Annotated in this window: 17 protein-coding genes and 2 pseudogenes; 8 read left to right on the top strand and 11 right to left on the bottom strand. The window is 74.4% G+C overall.

What is annotated here, in order from left to right; all coding sequences use genetic code 11:
* Window positions 1–432: 432 nt before the first annotated feature.
* Window positions 433–609 (bottom strand): hypothetical protein, encoded by a 177-nt coding sequence (locus PV342_RS40075; protein ID WP_329190043.1) that lies wholly within the window; start codon window positions 607–609, stop codon window positions 433–435.
* 462 nt (window positions 610–1,071) lie between these two features.
* Here PV342_RS40075 and PV342_RS40070 point away from each other — a divergent pair.
* Window positions 1,072–1,734 (top strand): annotated as a pseudogene (locus PV342_RS40070) (FAD-binding protein); the annotation flags it as partial.
* Window positions 1,735–1,757: 23 nt separating this feature from the next.
* Here the strand turns inward: PV342_RS40070 and PV342_RS40065 are convergent.
* From PV342_RS40065 to PV342_RS40035, 7 genes are all read right to left on the bottom strand, one after another.
* Window positions 1,758–2,405 carry a response regulator gene (locus PV342_RS40065; protein WP_018562834.1) on the bottom strand — a complete coding sequence of 216 codons (648 nt, stop codon included), beginning with the start codon at window positions 2,403–2,405 and terminating at the stop codon, window positions 1,758–1,760.
* Window positions 2,405–3,556 carry a sensor histidine kinase gene (locus PV342_RS40060; protein ID WP_400809466.1) on the bottom strand — a complete coding sequence of 384 codons (1,152 nt, stop codon included), beginning with the start codon at window positions 3,554–3,556 and terminating at the stop codon, window positions 2,405–2,407. The genes PV342_RS40065 and PV342_RS40060 overlap by 1 nt, the downstream gene beginning before the upstream one ends.
* Window positions 3,557–3,621: 65 nt before the next feature.
* Window positions 3,622–3,858, bottom strand: a complete 237-nt coding sequence (locus PV342_RS40055) for a hypothetical protein (RefSeq protein ID WP_400809469.1) — start codon at window positions 3,856–3,858, stop codon at window positions 3,622–3,624.
* Complete coding sequence (locus tag PV342_RS40050; protein ID WP_400809473.1) at window positions 3,855–4,883, bottom strand: D-alanine--D-alanine ligase family protein; 1,029 nt, start codon at window positions 4,881–4,883, stop codon at window positions 3,855–3,857. Before PV342_RS40050 ends, PV342_RS40055 begins: the two co-directional genes overlap by 4 nt.
* Window positions 4,880–6,058 (bottom strand): alanine racemase, encoded by a 1,179-nt coding sequence (gene alr, locus PV342_RS40045; protein ID WP_400809477.1) that lies wholly within the window; start codon window positions 6,056–6,058, stop codon window positions 4,880–4,882. Before alr ends, PV342_RS40050 begins: the two co-directional genes overlap by 4 nt.
* Before the next feature lie 398 nt (window positions 6,059–6,456).
* Window positions 6,457–7,254, bottom strand: coding sequence for a GNAT family N-acetyltransferase (locus PV342_RS40040; protein ID WP_400809479.1), 798 nt, complete (start codon window positions 7,252–7,254; stop codon window positions 6,457–6,459).
* Between the two features lie 97 nt (window positions 7,255–7,351).
* A complete protein-coding gene (locus PV342_RS40035; protein ID WP_400809483.1) occupies window positions 7,352–8,245 on the bottom strand; it encodes a helix-turn-helix domain-containing protein in 894 nt (297 codons plus the stop codon).
* 287 nt (window positions 8,246–8,532) lie between these two features.
* On the opposite strand from PV342_RS40035, the gene PV342_RS40030 reads away from it, so the two are divergent.
* The 4 genes from PV342_RS40030 to PV342_RS40015 all read left to right on the top strand — a co-directional run bounded on the left by PV342_RS40030 (window position 8,533) and on the right by PV342_RS40015 (window position 13,388).
* On the top strand, window positions 8,533–10,977 hold the full coding sequence (locus PV342_RS40030; RefSeq protein ID WP_500321074.1) for a SpoIIE family protein phosphatase: 2,445 nt from the start codon (window positions 8,533–8,535) through the stop codon (window positions 10,975–10,977).
* 441 nt (window positions 10,978–11,418) lie between these two features.
* On the top strand, window positions 11,419–12,324 hold the full coding sequence (locus PV342_RS40025) for a TIGR03619 family F420-dependent LLM class oxidoreductase (protein WP_500321072.1): 906 nt from the start codon (window positions 11,419–11,421) through the stop codon (window positions 12,322–12,324).
* A 115-nt stretch (window positions 12,325–12,439) separates the two neighbouring features.
* Window positions 12,440–12,658 (top strand): hypothetical protein, encoded by a 219-nt coding sequence (locus PV342_RS40020; protein WP_400809495.1) that lies wholly within the window; start codon window positions 12,440–12,442, stop codon window positions 12,656–12,658.
* A gap of 151 nt (window positions 12,659–12,809) precedes the next feature.
* A complete protein-coding gene (locus tag PV342_RS40015; protein WP_406261052.1) occupies window positions 12,810–13,388 on the top strand; it encodes a TetR/AcrR family transcriptional regulator in 579 nt (192 codons plus the stop codon).
* Window positions 13,389–13,482: 94 nt separating this feature from the next.
* Here PV342_RS40015 and PV342_RS40010 read toward each other — a convergent pair whose 3' ends face one another.
* Window positions 13,483–13,797: a hypothetical protein gene (locus tag PV342_RS40010; protein WP_500321078.1), complete on the bottom strand. Its 315-nt coding sequence runs from the start codon at window positions 13,795–13,797 to the stop codon at window positions 13,483–13,485.
* Window positions 13,798–13,884: 87 nt separating this feature from the next.
* Here PV342_RS40010 and PV342_RS40005 point away from each other — a divergent pair, with 87 nt between their 5' ends.
* Both PV342_RS40005 and PV342_RS40000 read left to right on the top strand, forming a co-directional pair.
* Window positions 13,885–14,094 (top strand): hypothetical protein, encoded by a 210-nt coding sequence (locus PV342_RS40005; RefSeq protein ID WP_500321069.1) that lies wholly within the window; start codon window positions 13,885–13,887, stop codon window positions 14,092–14,094.
* Window positions 14,091–15,065, top strand: a complete 975-nt coding sequence (locus PV342_RS40000; protein WP_500321067.1) for a TAXI family TRAP transporter solute-binding subunit — start codon at window positions 14,091–14,093, stop codon at window positions 15,063–15,065. The genes PV342_RS40005 and PV342_RS40000 overlap by 4 nt, the downstream gene beginning before the upstream one ends.
* Here PV342_RS40000 and PV342_RS39995 read toward each other — a convergent pair.
* Both PV342_RS39995 and PV342_RS39990 read right to left on the bottom strand, forming a co-directional pair.
* A complete protein-coding gene (locus PV342_RS39995) occupies window positions 15,044–16,426 on the bottom strand; it encodes a sensor histidine kinase (RefSeq protein ID WP_500321065.1) in 1,383 nt (460 codons plus the stop codon). The genes PV342_RS40000 and PV342_RS39995 overlap by 22 nt on opposite strands.
* Window positions 16,423–17,106, bottom strand: coding sequence for a response regulator (locus PV342_RS39990; RefSeq protein ID WP_500321063.1), 684 nt, complete (start codon window positions 17,104–17,106; stop codon window positions 16,423–16,425). Before PV342_RS39990 ends, PV342_RS39995 begins: the two co-directional genes overlap by 4 nt.
* 289 nt (window positions 17,107–17,395) lie before the next feature.
* Here PV342_RS39990 and PV342_RS39985 point away from each other — a divergent pair.
* A pseudogene (locus PV342_RS39985) lies at window positions 17,396–17,616 on the top strand (serine hydrolase domain-containing protein); the annotation flags it as partial.

Here is a 17,616-nt window from a genome sequence, read left to right as displayed (position 1 = left end):
CGAACAGTCCCGCAGCGCCCAGCCCCGACGGTACCTCCGCCCCACCCCATGAGCCTCGATCGCCGACTCCTCCAAAGGACCGCCCATGTCCATGGGGTCTCTTCCGTACGCGGCGCCCATGACGGCGTCACTCACTGGTGCTCCTTGATTGCCAGGCCTTGTCGGTTGCTTGTACGGCCGTCGCGCTGACGGCACGCCCCCTCCGGGGTGGGTGGACGACCGGCCCGACGTGCGCGGGCGCCGATCCCCACCGAGGGTGTCCCCTTCGTGACGAGCAGGTTAGGAGGCCCGCTCGCCGCCGCGCCTCGGGAAGAAGGCCGATCTCCGGTGCCCCTCTACGACTTTCGGCCGAGGCCGGCCGGGGCGCTCGGCAGCGGCGGCGAAGCCCCGGCACGACCCCGGGTACCCGGCGCCGTGCTTCACGGGCGCGCTTCAGGCCGCCGTCACCGATGTGTCCGCGCCGGGCGGACGGCCGGTCGTGGCGGCAGTCCGGGAGACCGCCGGATCCGGGTTCATCAGCTCGTCACCCGCGCCGAGGACTGCGACCTCGAGGGCCGTCTGCGCGTAGACCCGGGCCGAGTGCAGCAGCCGGTGCAGCAAAGGGGACATCGCAAGCCTCCTGTGACGGTGGAAGGTGAGCCCGCCGTGCCCCGTGTGCGAGGACCGCCGTGGCGGCCCGAATCGGGATGCCGGCGAGCCTGTTCCACGAGGGGGAGCTCTTGACGGCCACGCTACGAGGGCCCCGCGCTCGGTCGCTTCGGGCAGAAGTCCGACCCGTGGTGAGGCCGCTCCGCCTTTCGGCCGAGCGGCGATCAGCCGGTCCGTGCCTCGGCGGCTGCCGCCGATGCCGTCCACGCGGAGTTCAGGGTCGCGGAACACTGCCGGAATTTCTGTGCCGGCCGCGCCGCGGAGAAGTGACTCGCAATTCGCGCGACGCCGCCGAAGGCGCGGCGCCGGCAGTCCGTTGGGAAGGCGGGGCAGCAACCGGGTTTCTTCTGACCGGCGGAGTTCCGCGGGGTCGATCCGTCGGCGGCCGGCAACACGCATTCGGCATCGCCACAGGGACAAGGAATGCACCGAACGTCGCCCCCCGTCCGGACACGAATCCCTCCCGGCACCCCGGGACCCCGTACCCGCCCACCGGGGAAGGGGATCCGGCCCCACACCGCCCATCGGGCAGACGGACGGCGGGCGGCCATCACCTCACCCACACAGGCTTCGATGCTTCCGCAGCGCCCCGAACCCGCACATCGGCGCGGACCGCGGCCGCCCTCGCCTGGCGGGTCCCGGGCATCGACGACGAGTCGGTTCCCGCTCCGCTCGCCCCGGGTGCCGTGGAGCGGGGTGACCGCGCCTACGCGCGCGTGCGCTCCACCTGCTTCACCGCCGGCGCGCCCGGCCCGGTGCTGCGCCCCTCGAACGCGGCCGAGACGGCCGCCGCCCTCGCCTCCGCACGCGCCGCTCGCGGTGCGCAGTGGTGGTCACGGCATCAGCGGCTCCTCCACCGACGACGGCGGCGTCGTCATCCACCTCGGGTCGCTGAACGGCGTCGAGGTGATCGACCGGGAACGGCGCCTGGTCCGGGTGGGGCCGGCGCCCGCTGGGGTGACGTCGCCCCGGAGCGCGCGCTCGAACTGGCCATCAGCCCGATTTCGGCCTCGTGGGGCGTCGGGGGGGGTGGCGACGGCCGGCGGTGTGGGCTTCCTGTCGCGCTCGTACGGTGTGACCATCGACCATGCGCGGGGCGCGGGAGGCCGCTACCGTTCCGCGAGGCCGGAGCGCCACGCCCACAGGGCGATCTCCACGCGGTTGCGGGCGGAGAGCTTGGTCTGGATGTTGCCCAGGTGGGTCTTGACCGTTCCCAGGGACACGAAGAGCGCGGCCGCTATCTCCGCGTTGGTCAGGCCCTCGGCGACGAGACGGGCGACGTCGGTCTCGCGCGAGGAGAGGCCCGATCCCGCGGGGGCGGCGGTCCGCGGCGATCGCAGGCCCTTCAGCAGGCGGATCGTGATCGCCGGGCTGACCAGTGCCTCTCCGGAGTACGCCGCGCGCACCGCCTCGGTCAGCAGGGTCGGACCGGAGTCCTTGAGGAGAAAGCCGCAGGCGCCGTTGTTCAGCGCCTCGTGCACGTACTCGTCGTCGTCGAAGGTGGTGACGACGACGACCTTCGGCGACCCGGCGGAGCCGGGGTGGTTCAGTTCGCGCAGGGCCTGCAGGCCGTCCATGCGCGGCATGCGGATGTCCATGAGGACGACGTCGGGCGCGAGCACACGGACCATCTCCAGCGCCTGGAGACCGTCCTTGGCCTCTCCGACCACCTCGATGTCGTCCTCGGCGCCGAGGATCAGCGAGAAGCCGGTGCGGACCATGGTCTGGTCGTCGGCCAGCAGGACACGGATGGTCATCAAGCACCTCTGGTCGGTATGTGCGCCTGTACGGTCCAGCCCTCCGGGACCTTCGGGCCGGCGGTGAAGGAGCCGCCGAGGGCCACCGTCCGCTCGTGCAGGCCCTTGAGGCCGTAGCCGCCGTCCGGGGAGTGGCCGCCGCCGCGGCCGCGGCCGTCGTTGGAGACCTCGACGGTCACCGCCGCGGGCCGGACGTGGCAGCGCACGAGGATGTCGAGCGTCCGGGCGTCGCCGGCGTGCTTGCGCACATTGGTGAGCGACTCCATGACCACCCGGTGCACGGCCGACTGCACGTCGATGGGGACCACTTCCGCCTCGCCCTCGATGCTCAGCCGCACCCGCAGGCCGCTGTCGGAGGTGAAGTGACCGGCGAGGGCCGCGATGTCGGCGATCGTACCGGGGGGCGAGAGCCTGGCGTGGGCGTCGGGTTCCCGCAGCAGGGTGACCATGCGGCGGATGGCGGTCATCGCCTCGTCACCGGCCGCCTCGATGCGTTCCAGGGCGGGAAGCACTGCCTGCGGCTTGCTCGCGGCCACGGTCTGCGCGGCCTGCGCCAGCACGACCATGCCGGTGACGTGGTGGGCGACGTAGTCGTGGAGATCGGACGCGATGCCCGTCCGCTGGGCCTGCTGGGCGGCGATCATCTGCCGGTGGCGGTTGGTCTGGAACATGCGCAGGTACAGTCCCGCCGCACTGGCGATGACCCCGCCGAGCGCGATGACCAGCGCGAGGACCACCGCCGCTTTGGCGTTCCCCAGCCGGGTGGGCAGGAGCACCAGACCCGCCAGCAGGAGCGGGACCGCGAAGCCGGCGCGTACGGGTTCGGCCCGCCACGCGGCCAGCCCGATGAGGACGAGGCCCACGACGGCGACGGTGAACCCGAAGGGCACGACGATGCCGTAGCCGACGGTCGGCATGATGAGCGCCACCAGCACCAGGAAGGCTCCCAGGAGCAGGGCCCCGGTGCCCAGCGGCGCCGCCTTCAGACGCGGCATGACCACGGCGACGGCGATCGCCAGCAGGACCACGAGCGGCTGGACCGCGTTCACGGCCACGTCCAGGGTGGCCAGGACCAGCAGTACCACGGCGGCGGCCAGCCAGCCGACGGCCCGCAGGAACCGCTCGAAGAGGCCGTCAGCGCTGTTCCTCACGTTCCCGCCTTCTCCGTTTCCGCTCACCGACCGGGCGAAAGCCGCTCCGGGTGTTCTGTCCAGTGTCACCGATCCGCCTCGGAGGACCGGGGTCCGCTCTCCCGGGCCGGGGACTGACCGGAAGGGCGGCCGGAGTCGGCGGGGTCCGTTCCCGAGCCCAGGACCACCACGTCGAGGACGGCCTGGGCGTAGACCCGGGCGGTGCGCAGCAGGCGGTGCACCGGGGGTTCCCCGGGAGTGCCGCCTTGGTGGGCCGGCGGACGGGCCGGATCGGTGTCGCCGACGCGGTGCTGCCCGGTCACCGTCCCACCTGCCCGGCGGTCGCAGCGGCGGCGGTCGCACCGGCGGCGAGGGCACCCCGCACGAGTTCGCCGAGCAGCGCGGGGTACGTCAGTCCCCGGTGCGCGAACATCTTGGGGACCTGGGACTGCGCGGTCATGCCGGGCATGGTGTTCACCTCGTTGAGGACGGGACCGTCGGGGGTGAGGAAGAAGTCGCAGCGGGCCACTCCGCGGCAGCCCAGCGCCGTGAAGAGGGCGAGGGAAGCCTCGGCGAGCCGGTCGTGCTCCTGTGCGGCCAGCGGAGCGGGGATCAGGAACCTGGCTCCGCCGTCGTACTTCTGCTCGGTGTCGAAGAGGCGTCCGTCGTCGAGGAGGATCTCCAGGGGCGGCCCGACCACCAGGCGACCATCCGCGCGCTGCAGCACGGCGAGGTCCACCTCGCGGCCGGTCACCAGATCCTCGACCAGCACCCTGTCGTCGATTCGGAGCGCGGCGGCGATCGCCGGGGCGAGCTCCGCCTCCTCGGTGACGAGGGACACGCCGTGGCTGGACCCCGCGGCGACGGGCTTGACGACGACCGGGCGGTCGAAGCGCGCCCGGTCAGCGCTCTCGGCGGTGACCAGGTACCCGGGGGCGACGGCGATGCCCACCGCCTCGGCCACCAGCTTCGTCGCCCACTTGTCCATGGCCAGGGCGCCGGCCCGGACTCCCGCACCGACGTACGGCAGATCCGCGAGGTCCAGCAGCGCCGCCAGGGTGCCGTCCTCGCCCATCGGGCCGTGCATCACCGGGAAGACCACGTCGCAGCCCGCCAGTACGCCGAGTGCCGCGGACATGCTCGCCGCGGAGGAGCCCGCCAGTGGCTGTCCGGCGGCGTCCCGCCACACCCCGTCGCGTCCGATGGTGAGGCCCACGACGTCGTGGGCGGCCGGATCGAGCGCCGAGCGGACGGACGCGGCGGACGCCAGGGAGACCTCGTGCTCGGCGCTGCGGCCGCCGCCGATGACGGCGACACGGATGCGGGCGGCGTTCCGGGGGGCGGTCACGCGGCCACCCCCGAGTCGTGCACGGTGCGGCGCAGGCGGGTGCCCAGGCCGGTGACGATCTCGTGCTCCATGGTCTCGGACCACCGGGCCCAGTCCTGGACGGTGGGCTCGCCGGCGTCGCCCGTCCCGAAGACGGTGGCGATGTCGCCGGGTGCGGCCGGGCGATCGCCGCAGTCCACGATCACCTGGTCCATGGAGACGCGTCCCACCACGGGGCGGCGGCGACCGGCGAGGAGCACCTCGGCACGGCCGGACGCCGCGCGGGGAAGGCCGTCCGCGTATCCGACGGCCAGCAGGGCCAGGTGAGTACGCCGCGCGGCGGTCCACGTGTGCCCGTATCCGGCCCGGGTACCGGCCGGTACCGTGCGGGCCGACACCACGGGCGCGGTCAGCGTCAGTGCGGGACGCAGCCGTGTCGTGCGCGTCGGATCGATGCCGTAGAGACCGGCGCCGACGCGGCTGAGGTCGAAGCGGGTCCGCGGGTCGGTGAGGGTCGCCGAGGTCGCGGCCAGATGGCGGACGCCCGGCCGCAGCCCGGCGCGTACCGCGACGGCCGACGCCGTGCGGAACAGTTCGAGTGCGCGGTCGGTGCACGCGTCCCCCGGGGTGTCCGCGCAGCCGAGGTGGCCCATGACACCCGTCACCCGGACCAGGCCGCCTCGCTCCGCCTCCCGGGCCTGCCGGCACAGGTCGCCCCACTGCGCGGGGTCGGCACCGTCACGCGCCATCCCGGTGTCCAGGTGCAGGTGCACCTTCGCGGTCCGTCCCGTCCGCGACGCGGCGCGGACCACCGCGGCCATGTGCTCGCGACCGGGTACGGCGATCGAGACGTCGGCCCGCAGGGCCTCGTCGAAGGCGGCGTCCACCGGATTGAGCCAGCTCAGGATCGGTGCGCGCAGTCCCGCGTGCCGCAGCGACATCGCCTCCTCGACGGAGGTGACGCCGAGCGAGCTCGCGCCCGCGCCCAGTGCCGCCCGGGCGGTCTCGACCGCACCGTGTCCAAAGCCGTCGGCCTTGACCACCGCCATCAGGCGAGTCGCGCGGGCGGCGAGGAGGCGGGTGTTCGCGGCGACCGCCGCCAGGTCCAGCCGCAGTTCCGGGCCCGCCGCGCGGCCGGGTGGGCGGGGCGGCTCGGCGAGGCGGGTGGCGGGAGCGGTCAGTTGTGCGCAAGGCATGGGAAGCCCTTCGGGGTGTCGCGGTCGGGCCGGCGCCGCGGGGGCCGGACGGACACGAGGCGTCACCGTGGTGAGGGTGGGTCGCAGCCGGCGCCGGAGTGGGTACCGGGGGCCCGGAGCGACGGCCGTGGCGAGGGTGCCCGCGGGTCCGGTACGTGGCGTGGTGCTCATGGCAAGCACGCTACGAAGCCCGTGTGACGATCCGCTTCGGGCGGAAGTCAGACCTCTTCGCGGTGCGCTGCGACTTTCGGCCGATGCCGGCCTCAGCCCTGGTGACGAGCCTCCGGGCGACCGCCCACGGGTGCCCCGGCGACCTCCGGCCGCACGACGGGACGCCCGCCGCGGGGGGTCCCTCCGGCGGGCGTCGTCAGCCGGGCGGCGCCGCGCGCCGCCGTGTCTCACGCGGGCAGGGCGAAGAGCCGGTACTCGGAGACCGTCGTGAAGCCGAGGCCGCGGTAGAGGGGCTCGCCCGCGGGGCTGGCCATGAGGGCCGCGAAGTCCATCCCGCGGTCGCGCCCGGCGCGGAGTGCGGCCGCCGTGAGGACGGTGCCGATGCCGCGGCGCCGGTGGGTCTCGGAGACGTGGACGAGGAAGATCCCCGCATGGCCGTGCGCCGCGATGACCACGGTCGTACCGATGATGCGGCCGTCGAGCACCGCGGCGAGGCGCACGACGTCCGCGTTGTCCGAGCGCTGCGCCTCGATGCGCGCCATGTCGTCCTCCAGGCCGGGCGGGATGCCCATGGAGGTGCTGTAGGTACGGACGAACTCCGCCAGGCGCGCGGGCCCCTCGACCGTCTCGATCCGCAGCCCGTCCGCACGTTCCCCGGCTTCGGCGAGCCGGTCCAGCGGCCGGACCATCACCGGGACGGAACCCATTTCCCGCAGCCCGTGCCGGGCGAGCTCGGCCGGTGTGCCTTCGGGACTGTCCGGGCCCACCCACCACCACCAGGGGAGGCCGGCGAGCCGGGCCCGGGCCTTCGCGGCGGCCTGCCCGACACCGTGCGGCGAGGGTGTGCGGACGACGCCGTTGAACTGCGGGGTCGCGAGTCCGCTGCGGTAGTAGTCGAGTTCCCCCTCGCCGCGTTCCTCCGCGCCCCATCCGAGCAGGTACTGGCGGAAGTTGGCGGTCACCCGGGCGAGGTCCACGCCGTGCCCGGGGCTCGTCGCCGATCCACCGTACGGCGCGGGCGTCACCGTCGGAATCCGTGTGTCTGTCATCCTCGTCGCTTTCGCTGTCCGGGCGCCGTGTACCGGCGCGCCCGTCGTACGTCGCGGGACCGGAGTGCCGCGCTCACCGTTCCGTCGCGGTCCGACGGTCCCGGTTCTCCCCCATCGCCGTGCGGCCGGAGGCGCTGAGATTGCCGAGCATCTGCAGGACTTCCGCGTTGCGGCTGCCCGGCTCGGGGTGGAACACCACCAGGATGAGTCCGCCGCTCCCGGCGATGGTCAGCTTGTTCGACCGCAGCTCCAGGTCGCCGACCTGGGGGTGCCGCAGTCGGGAGACCTGGCCCGTGTGGGGCGTGACGTCGTGGCGCGCCCACAGGTCGCGGAAGCGGTCGCTGCGGAGGGAGAGTTCGCCGACCAGTTCGGTCAGCCGGGGGTCGTCGACGTCGGGCCCGGCCAGGGCGCGCAGGGTGGCCACGCCCTTGCGGGTCATCAGCTCCCAGTCGATGCGCCGTTCGCGTTCCGACGGGTCGAGGAACGCGGCGGCCAGCAGGTTCACACCCGGGGCGTAGTGGGGCGACAGGGCCGACGCCAGGTCGTTGGCGGCGAGGACGTCGAAGAACCGGTTCTGCACCCAGGCCGGGTTGCCGCTCCATCCGTCGATCAGCTCGCGGATGCTCTGTGGCACCTGTTCGGAGCGCGGTGCGCGGCCGCGGGACCGCGTCCGGGGGGACGCGTGGATCCCCTGGGCCCGCGTCAGACCGCTCATGTGGTCGGCGGCGGCCTGGTCGAGGGTCAGCGCCCGCGCGATCGCGTTGAGCACCTGCGGTGACGGATTGCGGTCGCGTCCCTGTTCCAGCCGGAGGTAGTAGTCCGTGCTGATCCCGGCGAGCATCGCGACCTCTTCCCGTCGCAGACCCTCGACCCGCCGCGTCCCGCTGATGCCGATGCCGACGTCCTCCGGCCGAACCAGGCGCCTGCGAGCCCGCAGGAACTCACCCAGCGCATTCGAAGCGTCCATGCCCTCGACCGTAACCAACTCCGCCCGCAGGTGAGTGGCCCCCTTGGTACCAGGCACAACCGGACGCCGGTCCGCGCGAGTCGTCCGCCCCGAGGTGGCCGGGCGGTGACCGTCCGTACGACCGGACCCGCTCAGGTCGGGCGCCGGCGGGTGGGTCTCGGTAGCCTGAGTGGTGGCACGGCCATGAGGCGGCCCTGCCGCGGGACCAGCGACGGCAGCCGTCTCGCCGGCGCCCGGGCGATCCCCCCGGGCCTTCGGGATCGTCACCTTGCGTGACAGGACTGAGTATGGGCACACCCTCACAGACCCCTTTCGGACACCGCTTCTCGGAGGCGTCCCGCGACCAGGACGTCGCCGGGTTCGTCCTGGACGACGACGGCGTCGTCTCCGCGTGGAGTGCCGCGGCCGAGCGGCTCCTCGGCTTCCGGCCCGCGGACGTCATCGGGCGGCCCGCCGCCGCGCTGTGGCCGCAGGCGTTCGCCGGACCCTCGGGGGACGACCGCGCACGGGGGGCCGATCCGGGGCACCGTGCCGTCCTGACCCGCCGTGACGGCGGCCTCGCGGACGTCGTCCTCCACACGTCGCGGCTGCTCGAGCCGGGCGGGCACGAGGGCGGCGGCACCATGGTCGTCGCGGTCCCAGCGCCCCCGCCGGCCGCCGCGGAGGGCCAGGCGATCCTGGAGGCCCTCTTCACCCAGGCGCCCATCGGCATCGCCGTGTACGACCGGGACCTGCGCTTCGTGCGGATCAACGCGGCACTGGAGCGCATCCACGGGTTCCCCGAGGAGGAGGCCCTCGGCCGCTCCGTCGCCGAGGTCCTCCCGGGCCTGGACGCGATGGCGATCGAGCGCCGCCTCAAGGGGGTTCTGGACAGCGGCCGGCCGGTCGTCAACGCCGTCCACCAGGGGCGCACCGCGGCCGATCCGGACCGGGAGCACGTCTGGCACGTCTCCTCGGTCGTCCTGACCGCGCCGGACGGCGACGTCCTCGGCGTCACCGATCTGATCATCGACATCACCGACCGCCACCGGACGCGGGAACGCCTGGCGCTCCTCGACGAGGCCGCCATGCTCATCGGCACCACGCTGGACGTGCGGCGCACGGCGGAGGAGCTCGTGGACGTACTCGTCCCGCGGCTCGCCGACGTGGCGACGATCGACCTCCTCGACGACGTCGTGGAGGGCGCGGAGCCGGAGCCGATGCGCCACGGGCCCGTCGCGGTACGCTCCCTCGCCCGCACCGCCGTCGACCCGGAGATCATCAGCCGGATCCGCCGGCCCGGGGAACTGCAGAACTACCCCCCGGACTCGCCGCACGTGCTGAGCCTCGCCGACGGCAGGCCGCGGCTGATCCCCGTGCTCGACCCGGATGCCGGCTGGTTGTGCGACACCGCCGACGAGCGGATGAAGGCGATGGTCGCGTACGGGATCGACTCCCTGATCCTCGTCCCGCTGCGCGCGCGGGACGCGACCTTGGGCCTGGTCCACCTGTACCGGGGACGCACGAGGGAACCCTTCGAACCCGACGACCTCGTCCTCGCCCAGGACATCGTCGCGCGCGCCGCGGTCTGCCTGGACAACGCCCGCCGCTACACCAACGAGCACATGGCCGCCCTCACCCTCCACGCGAGCATGCTGCCGCGCAGCGTCCCCGACCAGAGCGCGGTCGAGGTGGCGCAGCACTACCGGCCGTCGCGGGTGCACGCGGGGGTGAGCGGTGACTGGTTCGACGTGATCCCGCTGTCGGGGGCCCGCGTCGCCCTGGTGGTGGGCGCGGTGCCGGGGACGGGTTTCCAGGCGGCCGCGTGCATGGGGCACATCTGCTCCGCGATCCGTACCCTGGCCCAAGTGGACCTGACGCCGGACGAGTTGCTGGGCCAGATCGACGACATGGTGCCGCGGCTCCTGGAGCGCGAACACTCCACCGGGTCCGCGCCGGTGGTGGAGGGGCTGAAGGGCTCGACCTGTCTGTACGCCGTCTACGACCCTGTCTCACGGCGGTGCGTGATGGCGAGTGCCGGGCATCCGCCGCCCGCCGTCGTCGGCCGGGCCGGCGACGTGGTGATCCCCGACGTGCCGATCAACAGCCCGCTCGGTCAGGGGGACCCGGTGTTCGAGCCTCTGGAGCTGGAACTCGCCGAAGGCAGCACCCTGGTGTTCTCCAGCCACAGCCTCCAGCGCCCCACGGACACCTGCGAGACCCTCGCCGCCCGGCTCAGTTCCGTCGTCGCCGACCGGGGCCGCCCGATCGAGGAGGCCTGCCGCGCCATCTCGGACCTGGTCGCCGCCCATCTCACGATGCAGGACGGCCTGGCCCTGCTCCTCGCCCGGACCCGGCCCCTCGACCCGGGGAAGCTGGCCACGTGGACCGTGCCCCCGCTCCCGGCGGCCGTCGGCGACATGCGCTCGCTGGTGCTGCGGCAGCTCGACCAGTGGGGGCTGGAACACCTGGCCTTCTCCACCGAACTCATCGTCAGCGAGCTGATCACCAACGCCATTCGGCACGGGCACGGCCCGATCCGGCTGCGGCTGATCCTGGACCGCACGCTCATCTGCGAGGTCAGCGACTCCGCGAGCACGTCGCCGCACATCCGCCGGGCGGCCGCCACCGACGAGGGCGGACGCGGGCTCTTCCTGGTGGCGCAGTGCTCGCGCCGCTGGGGTACCCGGTACGCCCTGGCCGGCAAGACCATCTGGGCCGAGCAGACCCTGGAACCCGACCGGGCCGCCTGACGCGGCGGTCAGCGGGCTGCGGCGCGCAGGGGCGGCAGGAGTTCGGTGGCGAACCTCAGGGACTGCGACAGCGGCGCGCCCGCGGCGACCAGGGAGACCGGGCGCAGGGGAGCCCGTCCGGCCCCTCCTCGCAGCGGGCCGAGTAGGCCTCGCGCACGACGTTCGCCGATCTGTCGACCCGCTCCGCCAGGTGCTCGTCCCCGCCCTCGGGTGCCTTCCTCAACCGGCTACCCCAGGTGCGCGACGACCAGGACGCGCGAAGGGGGCCACGGACCGGGCGCCGGAGAGGCGGTGGGTGGTCCCGGCCGCTCCCAGGATCGACAGGGCCTTCACCGCGGGAGCGGGAGCCAGCAGGGTGGGTGACGCCTACGGCCTCATCGCGGCCTCCGGCGTGGGCTACCGCCGTGTCCGGCTTGCCTTCCAGGCGAACGAGGGGTTTCCATGAAGATCGGGTTTGCGCTTCCGTACCTGCACCACGTGGCCCACCAGGTCGACCGGACGGCGGAGTTCGCCCGGGAGGCCGAGAAGGCCGGTGCGGCAAGCCTGTGGGCGGGGGACCGGCACTTCGCCGCCGTCGACCCCACGATCGGGGCGACCGGCCCCGGCACCACGATCCCGGTGGAGTACCGGACCGCGGCGGACCCCTTCGTCCTGCTCGGCGTGGCGGCCGCCGCCACCGAGCGGGTGCAGCTGGGCACCAACGTCCTCATCGCGCCGATCTACGCGCCCGCGCACCTGGCCCGGAGCCTGACCACGATCGACCGGATCAGCGGCGGCCGGCTCATCCCCGGCTTCGGCGTGGGCTGGTCGCCGGAGGAGTTCACCGCGGCGAACACGGACTTCACCAAGCGCGGCGCCCGGACGGACGAGATGCTCGACGCGCTCGAACTGCTCTGGACCCAGGACCCGGTGGAGTACCACGGACACCACCTGGACCTTCCGTTGCAGCACTCGCCGCTGAAGCCCGTCCAGAAGCCCCGGCCGCCCTTCTACTTCGGAGCGCCGAGCGGGGCCCCCGCGGCGCTCCGGCGCATCGGGGAACGCGCGGACGGCTGGCTGCCCGCGTGCCTCGTCCCCGACTACGTGGACGCCGAGACGGTGCTCGCACAGCGCGCCCTCATCGACGAGTTCGCCAGTGCGGCGGGACGGGACCCCTCGCTGCTGGACACCGTCATGCGGGTCAACGTCGTGGAGGGGACCCCGTCGGACCGGGTCGCCGACGCCATCAAGTCGCTCTCCGCCGAGACGGGCATCGAGCACTTCATGGTGGAGTCGATGTCCCTGCCCCACGTCGACGCCGTGCTGGAGCTGGTCGCGGAGCTGCTGATGCTCGTCGGGCGCGGCTGACCGCCCGCCCGTCACGCTGCGCGATTCACCCGTTCGGCGGCGCCTTGGTCGCGGTCGCGGGGCGATCGGCGTCCCATGAGCGTGACCGCATCCGCGTTCGAGTGGGAGGTCGCCGATGTACGACATGCGCGCCGAACCCATGGCGTCGGAAACCGGATCCGCCCGGTTGTGGCATGTTCTGCGGCTCGACGGAAGCGCCCTCTGCGGCCGCGCGCTCACCGCACGGCCCGTCGCGGCTTCCGACGACGACTGCCGCGACGAGTACTGCACCCCCTGCATGACGGCGGTGGCCGCGGCCGCGTCCCGCCACGGCGGGCTCCGCCCCATGACCTGAATCCGCTGCAACTGGGCTGGCAGGCGGCCCGCAGGGGTGGCTCCGGTGAGGGTCCGCCGATCCAGCGAAACGGACCCCGGGGTCCGATACCATGGGCCTCCGCACTCACGGGGCTGCGCCCCGCCCCGACCCCAGACAGGCCGTCCGTCCCATGAGCCCTTCGCACTCCCCCGACCCGGACCGGCCGACGACCGCGTCACCGCGACGGGCGGACGCCCGCCGCAACCACGACCGCGTGGTCGCCGCCGCGGTGGACGTCTTCCGCGAACACGGCACCCTGGCCACCGTCCCCCAGATCGCGGCGCGGGCCCAGGTCGGCAAGGCGACGGTCTACCGCAGCTTCCCCACCAAGGAGGACCTGCTCGAGACGGTCACCCGGCTGAGCCTGGCGGAGCTGGAGCGGCGCACCGCGGCGGCCCGGGCGCGGCCCGGCCCCGACGAGGCCTTCCGGTGCCACGTCCTGGCGCTCTTCGACGTCCTGGCCCGCGACCGCCTGCTCGCCGAACGGCTGGCGGACGCGGCCTCCCCGGCCGCCGTGTCGGTCCTGCAGTCGCTGACCGACGCCATGGAGACCGCACGGGCGGCGGGGGCGCTGCGCGAGGACACCACCGCGCTGGATCTGCGCGTGCTCCTCTGCGGCGCGGCACTGCAGTTGGTGCGGCTCAAGGAACCCGATCCGTCGGTCTGGCACCGCTACGCGGAGATGGTGCTGCGGGCATTCGGCCGCTGACCGCGGCGGACAGCGGCCCAGCTCGCGCTGGGCGCGCTCGCGCAGCGGCGGCGGTTCGCCCTCGGCACCGCGGCGTTCCCGGTCGGGATGGTCCTCACGGCCCTGGCGATCCACCGCCCGGCGCTCGGCTTCTTCCTCTTCGCCGTGGCCGTCGCCGGGGCGGGCGCGGGCCCGGTGTTCGGGGCCGCGGTCGCGCAGACCGCCGCCGCGGCCGCGCCGGCCTCACGCGCCGGTGTGGCTCGACGGCGCGCACCTGTCCGCCCCGCAGCAGCAGCGCCGGATGGCCGAGGTTCACCAGGCGGACGTGCTCGCCGCCGTGCGGGAACTCGGCCAGCACCGCGGTGGCGAACCACTCCAGCCGTTCGCCGTCATCGCGCCGCCTCAGCTCCCGCCGCAAGGCCTGGTGCATCTGCCCCGCCACGTCCGAAAGGGTCGCCCGCTCGTCGGCCGCCATGTCTTCCTCGTCATCGCGCACCTCGGCATGGGCCTGCCATCCGTGGCGTCCAGCCTGGTGATCCGGCACGCGGCGCTGGTGCCCACCATGATCGGCCTCGCCGCCGTCCTGTCGGCCGGCACGGTCCTCGCCGTCGTCACCTCCCTGCGTGGAGCGGCGGCCACCCGCCGACCGCACGTACCCGGCCCCGGACGCCGGCTGGGCGTCCGGGGCCTGACACCGCCGCGGGAAGTGGCTAGCCTGCGCGGGTGATCCGCGCCGCCACGCCCACCGCGACCCGCCGCAGCCTGCTCGCCGCGGGCGGCGGGGCGGTCGCGGCGCTGGTGGCCGGGTGCGGCGGCGAGCCGGAGCCGGCGACGCGGCTCAGATTCGCGACGGGGGCGGTGGGCGGGCCGTACAACGCCTTCGGGCGGGCCCTCGCGCGGGCCGCGGGGGCGGCCGGACGGCGCCTGGAGGTCGTACCGCTGGCGACCGCGGCGAGCGTGGACAACCTGCGCAGGCTGGACGCCGGTTCGGCGGAGCTCGCGCTCACGATGGCGGACGCGGCCGAGGACGCCGTGCTGGGGCGTGAGCTGTTCCCGCGGCGGGTCGAGGTGACCGCGCTGGCCCGGGTGTACGTCAACCACACGCACGTCGTGGTGCCGGCCCGGGGCCCCGTCCGCGCGCTGGGGCAGCTCGCCGGGCGTCCCGTCGCCGCGGGCGCCTCCGGGTCGGGCGCGCAGATCGTCGCGGAGCGGCTGCTGCGGGCGGCCGGGCTGACCGGCTCCCGGGCGGTGCGGGCGCGGCAGATGGAAGCGGCGGAGTCCGCCGTTGCGCTGCGCGACGGGGAGGTCGACGCGCTGATCTGGTCCGGAGGGGTGCCGACACCACTGCTGGCCGACCTCGCCCGGGAGATCCCGCTGCGTTTCCTGGCCCTGGACGGTCACGTGGCGGAACTGCGCGCCGCGTACGGTCCGGTGTACTCCGCGGTGACGATCCCGGCGGGAGCCTACGGGCTGCGCGAGCCGGTCGGCACGATCGGGGTGAGCAACTACCTCGCGGCCAGGGCCGACGTACCGGAAGCCGCGGTGCGTGAGTTGCTGGCCCTGGTGTTCGACCGCCGGCGGGTGCTGCTGGCGGAGGTGACGGCGGGCGCGCGCCTGGAACCGCGGTTCGCGATCTCCACCGGAAGCGTGCCGCTGCACCCGGGGGCGGCGGCGTACTACCGCTCGGTGTTCGGCTGAGCAGCGGGCAGGCGGAGCTCGAAGCGCAGCCCGCGCGGCGCGGCGGCCCGCACGGTGAGACTGCCGCCGCTGCCACGGGCGATCTCGTCGGCGATGGCGAGGCCCAGACCGCTGCCGGGCGTGTTCTGGTGCCCGGGCGCGCGGCCGAAGCGCCGCAGCAGAAGGGGCAGTTGCTCCGGCGGGACTCCCGGCCCGTCGTCGCCGACGAGCACGAGCAGTTCGCCCTCGCGGCGGCCGGCGTGGACGTCGACCCGGCTCCCGGGCGGCACGAACTTGGCGGCGTTGTCGAGGAGCGCGTCAAGGACGCGGCCGACGGCGTCGGGCAGGGCCCGGGTGCGCAGCCCGTGCTGCACGTCCGCGGTGAGGCGCAGCTGCGCGGCGGTGAACACCGGCTCCCAGGCGGCGCAGCGTCCCCGTACCGCCGCGGAGACGTCCTCGTCGGCGAGGGGGGCGGTGCCCGCTTCGACGCGGGCCAGGGCCAGCAGTCCGTCAAGGAGTTCCTCCAGCCGCTCGGCCTCGTCGAGGGCACGGGCGTGCTCGGCGCGGCCGGGAGCGGAGGTCAGGTGCGGCTCGACGTTCTCCAGTTGCAGGACGAGGGTGGCGAGGGGGTTGCGGAGCTGGTGGGAGGCGTCGGCGACGAAGTCGCGCTGACGGCCGATCGAGGCCGCCACGGCCTCGGCCATGGAGTTGAAGTGGCGCCGCAGACGCCGCAGTTCGGGCGGCCCGGTGTCGGAGGCGGCTCGGGCCCGGAGACTGCCGGAGGCGATCCCCTCGACGGCGCGGTCCAGATCGATCACGGGGCGCAGCAGCCAGCGGGCGATCCCCGCGGCGACGAGGGCCGCGGCGGTGAACGCGGTGAGCGCGCCCACGGCGATCAGCCGCCAGCGCACGGCGACGTCGTGGCGGGCGGCGGCGGTGGGCACGGTCAGCAGGACGGCGCCGCTGACGCGTTCGTCGCGGCCGACCGGTTCCGCGACGACGACGCTGTGCGGCCCCCAGGGGCGCAGTGTCGGCAGCCGGTCGGTGGACCGCCCGGTCAGGGCACGGCTGCTCGCCTCCGCGAGCGCTCCCGCGGGTGTGCGGGGGCCCGAGCGGGCGAGGGTCCTCCCGGCCGTGTCGGTGATCGTCACACCGGCTCCGTACAGCTGCGCGTAGCGGCGGATCTCGGCGGACAGCTCCGCGCGGTCCGCGGCGGTGCGTGCCCGCTCCGCCAGATCGGCGAAGCGGACGGCCTCGGCGCGGCGCTGCAGCAGCAGGTGCTCGGTGCGTTCGCGGGCGTACGCGTCGGCGAGGGGCAGCGACAGCAGGAGGGCGGCGGCGCCCATCAGGGCCGTGAGGACGGCCAGCAGGCGGCGCCTCACCGGCCGTCCCCGAGCCGGTAGCCGAAGCCGCGGACGGTGCGGATGAGGGCGGGCCGGCCGGTCTTGGCCCGGATGCCCGCGACGTGGACGTCGAGCGAGCGGGACGCGGCGAGGAAGGCGTCGCCCCAGATCCGGTCGAGGATCTCCTCGCGGGAGTGGGCCTCCTCGGGCCGGGCGGCGAGATGGGCCAGGACGTCGAACTCCCGCCGGGTCAGCCGCACCTCGCCGCCGGCGACGGTGACGGTGCGGGCGACCGGGTCGATCTCGGTGTCGCCCACGGTGACCGGCGCGCCGGGCGGCGCGGGTCGGTCGCGCCCTGCAGCCGCCGGTCCGCTGCGGCGGCGCACGGTGTCGATCCGGGCGATCAGCTCCGCCATGCGGAAGGGCTTGACCACGTAGTCGTCGGCCCCGGCGCGCAGTCCCTGGACGATGTCGCGTTCCTCGCAGCGGGCGGTGACGACGATGAGGGGGGCGCCGCAGACGGTGCGCAGCCGCCGCAGCAGCTCCAGCCCGTCCAGGTCAGGGAGTCCGAGGTCGAGCAGGACGAACTCCGCCTCGTGCACGAACCGCAGGGCGTCCAGGGCCCGGCCGACGCGGCGCACGGTGTGCCCGCGCTGGGCCAGGGCCGTGCCGAGGGCGTGCGCCATGCGGTCGTCGTCCTCGACGAGAAGCGCGTGCATCCGAAGGTGTCCTTACTGCGTGACGGGGAGGTTCCGGCGCCGTCGACGGCGGGCCTCCGGTGATCCGGAAAAGATCGCGAAGTCTGTCAACCATTCCCCGCCGGACGGTGGTTTGAGAGGTGGAGGGGGTACGTGCGTCCCCCGTCCGTTCCCCTGACAGTCTGCACGGCCGCTCAACCGGCGGGGACCCGGCGCGACCCGGGTCCCCGCCGCCCCCGGGCGCGCCGTCGCCCCATCAGGCGGCGCCGCCCCGCCAACGGTCATCCGTTCCCGGATCAGAAAGTCCAGCATGCGTATAAAGAACGCGGGCCTCGTGCTCGCCTGCTGCACCGCGGTGGCCGCCCTGGCCGCCTCCCCCGCCGGCGCGGCCACGTCCACCCTGCCCAGCCCCTCCGTCAGTGCGGTCCTCGACGTCCAGAAGCAGGCCATGGCGAACGGCGCCCCGGGGGCGCTGACCCGTATCGACTCGGGCAGTTCGAGCTACCGCATCGCGTCCGGGCAGGCGGACAC

Origin of the sequence: Streptomyces sp. PA03-3a (assembly GCF_033792735.1) — a bacterium.
Classification (GTDB): domain Bacteria; phylum Actinomycetota; class Actinomycetes; order Streptomycetales; family Streptomycetaceae; genus Actinacidiphila.
Note: the sequence above shows the minus strand (reverse complement) of the source record. Positions and strands in the feature narration are given on the sequence as shown.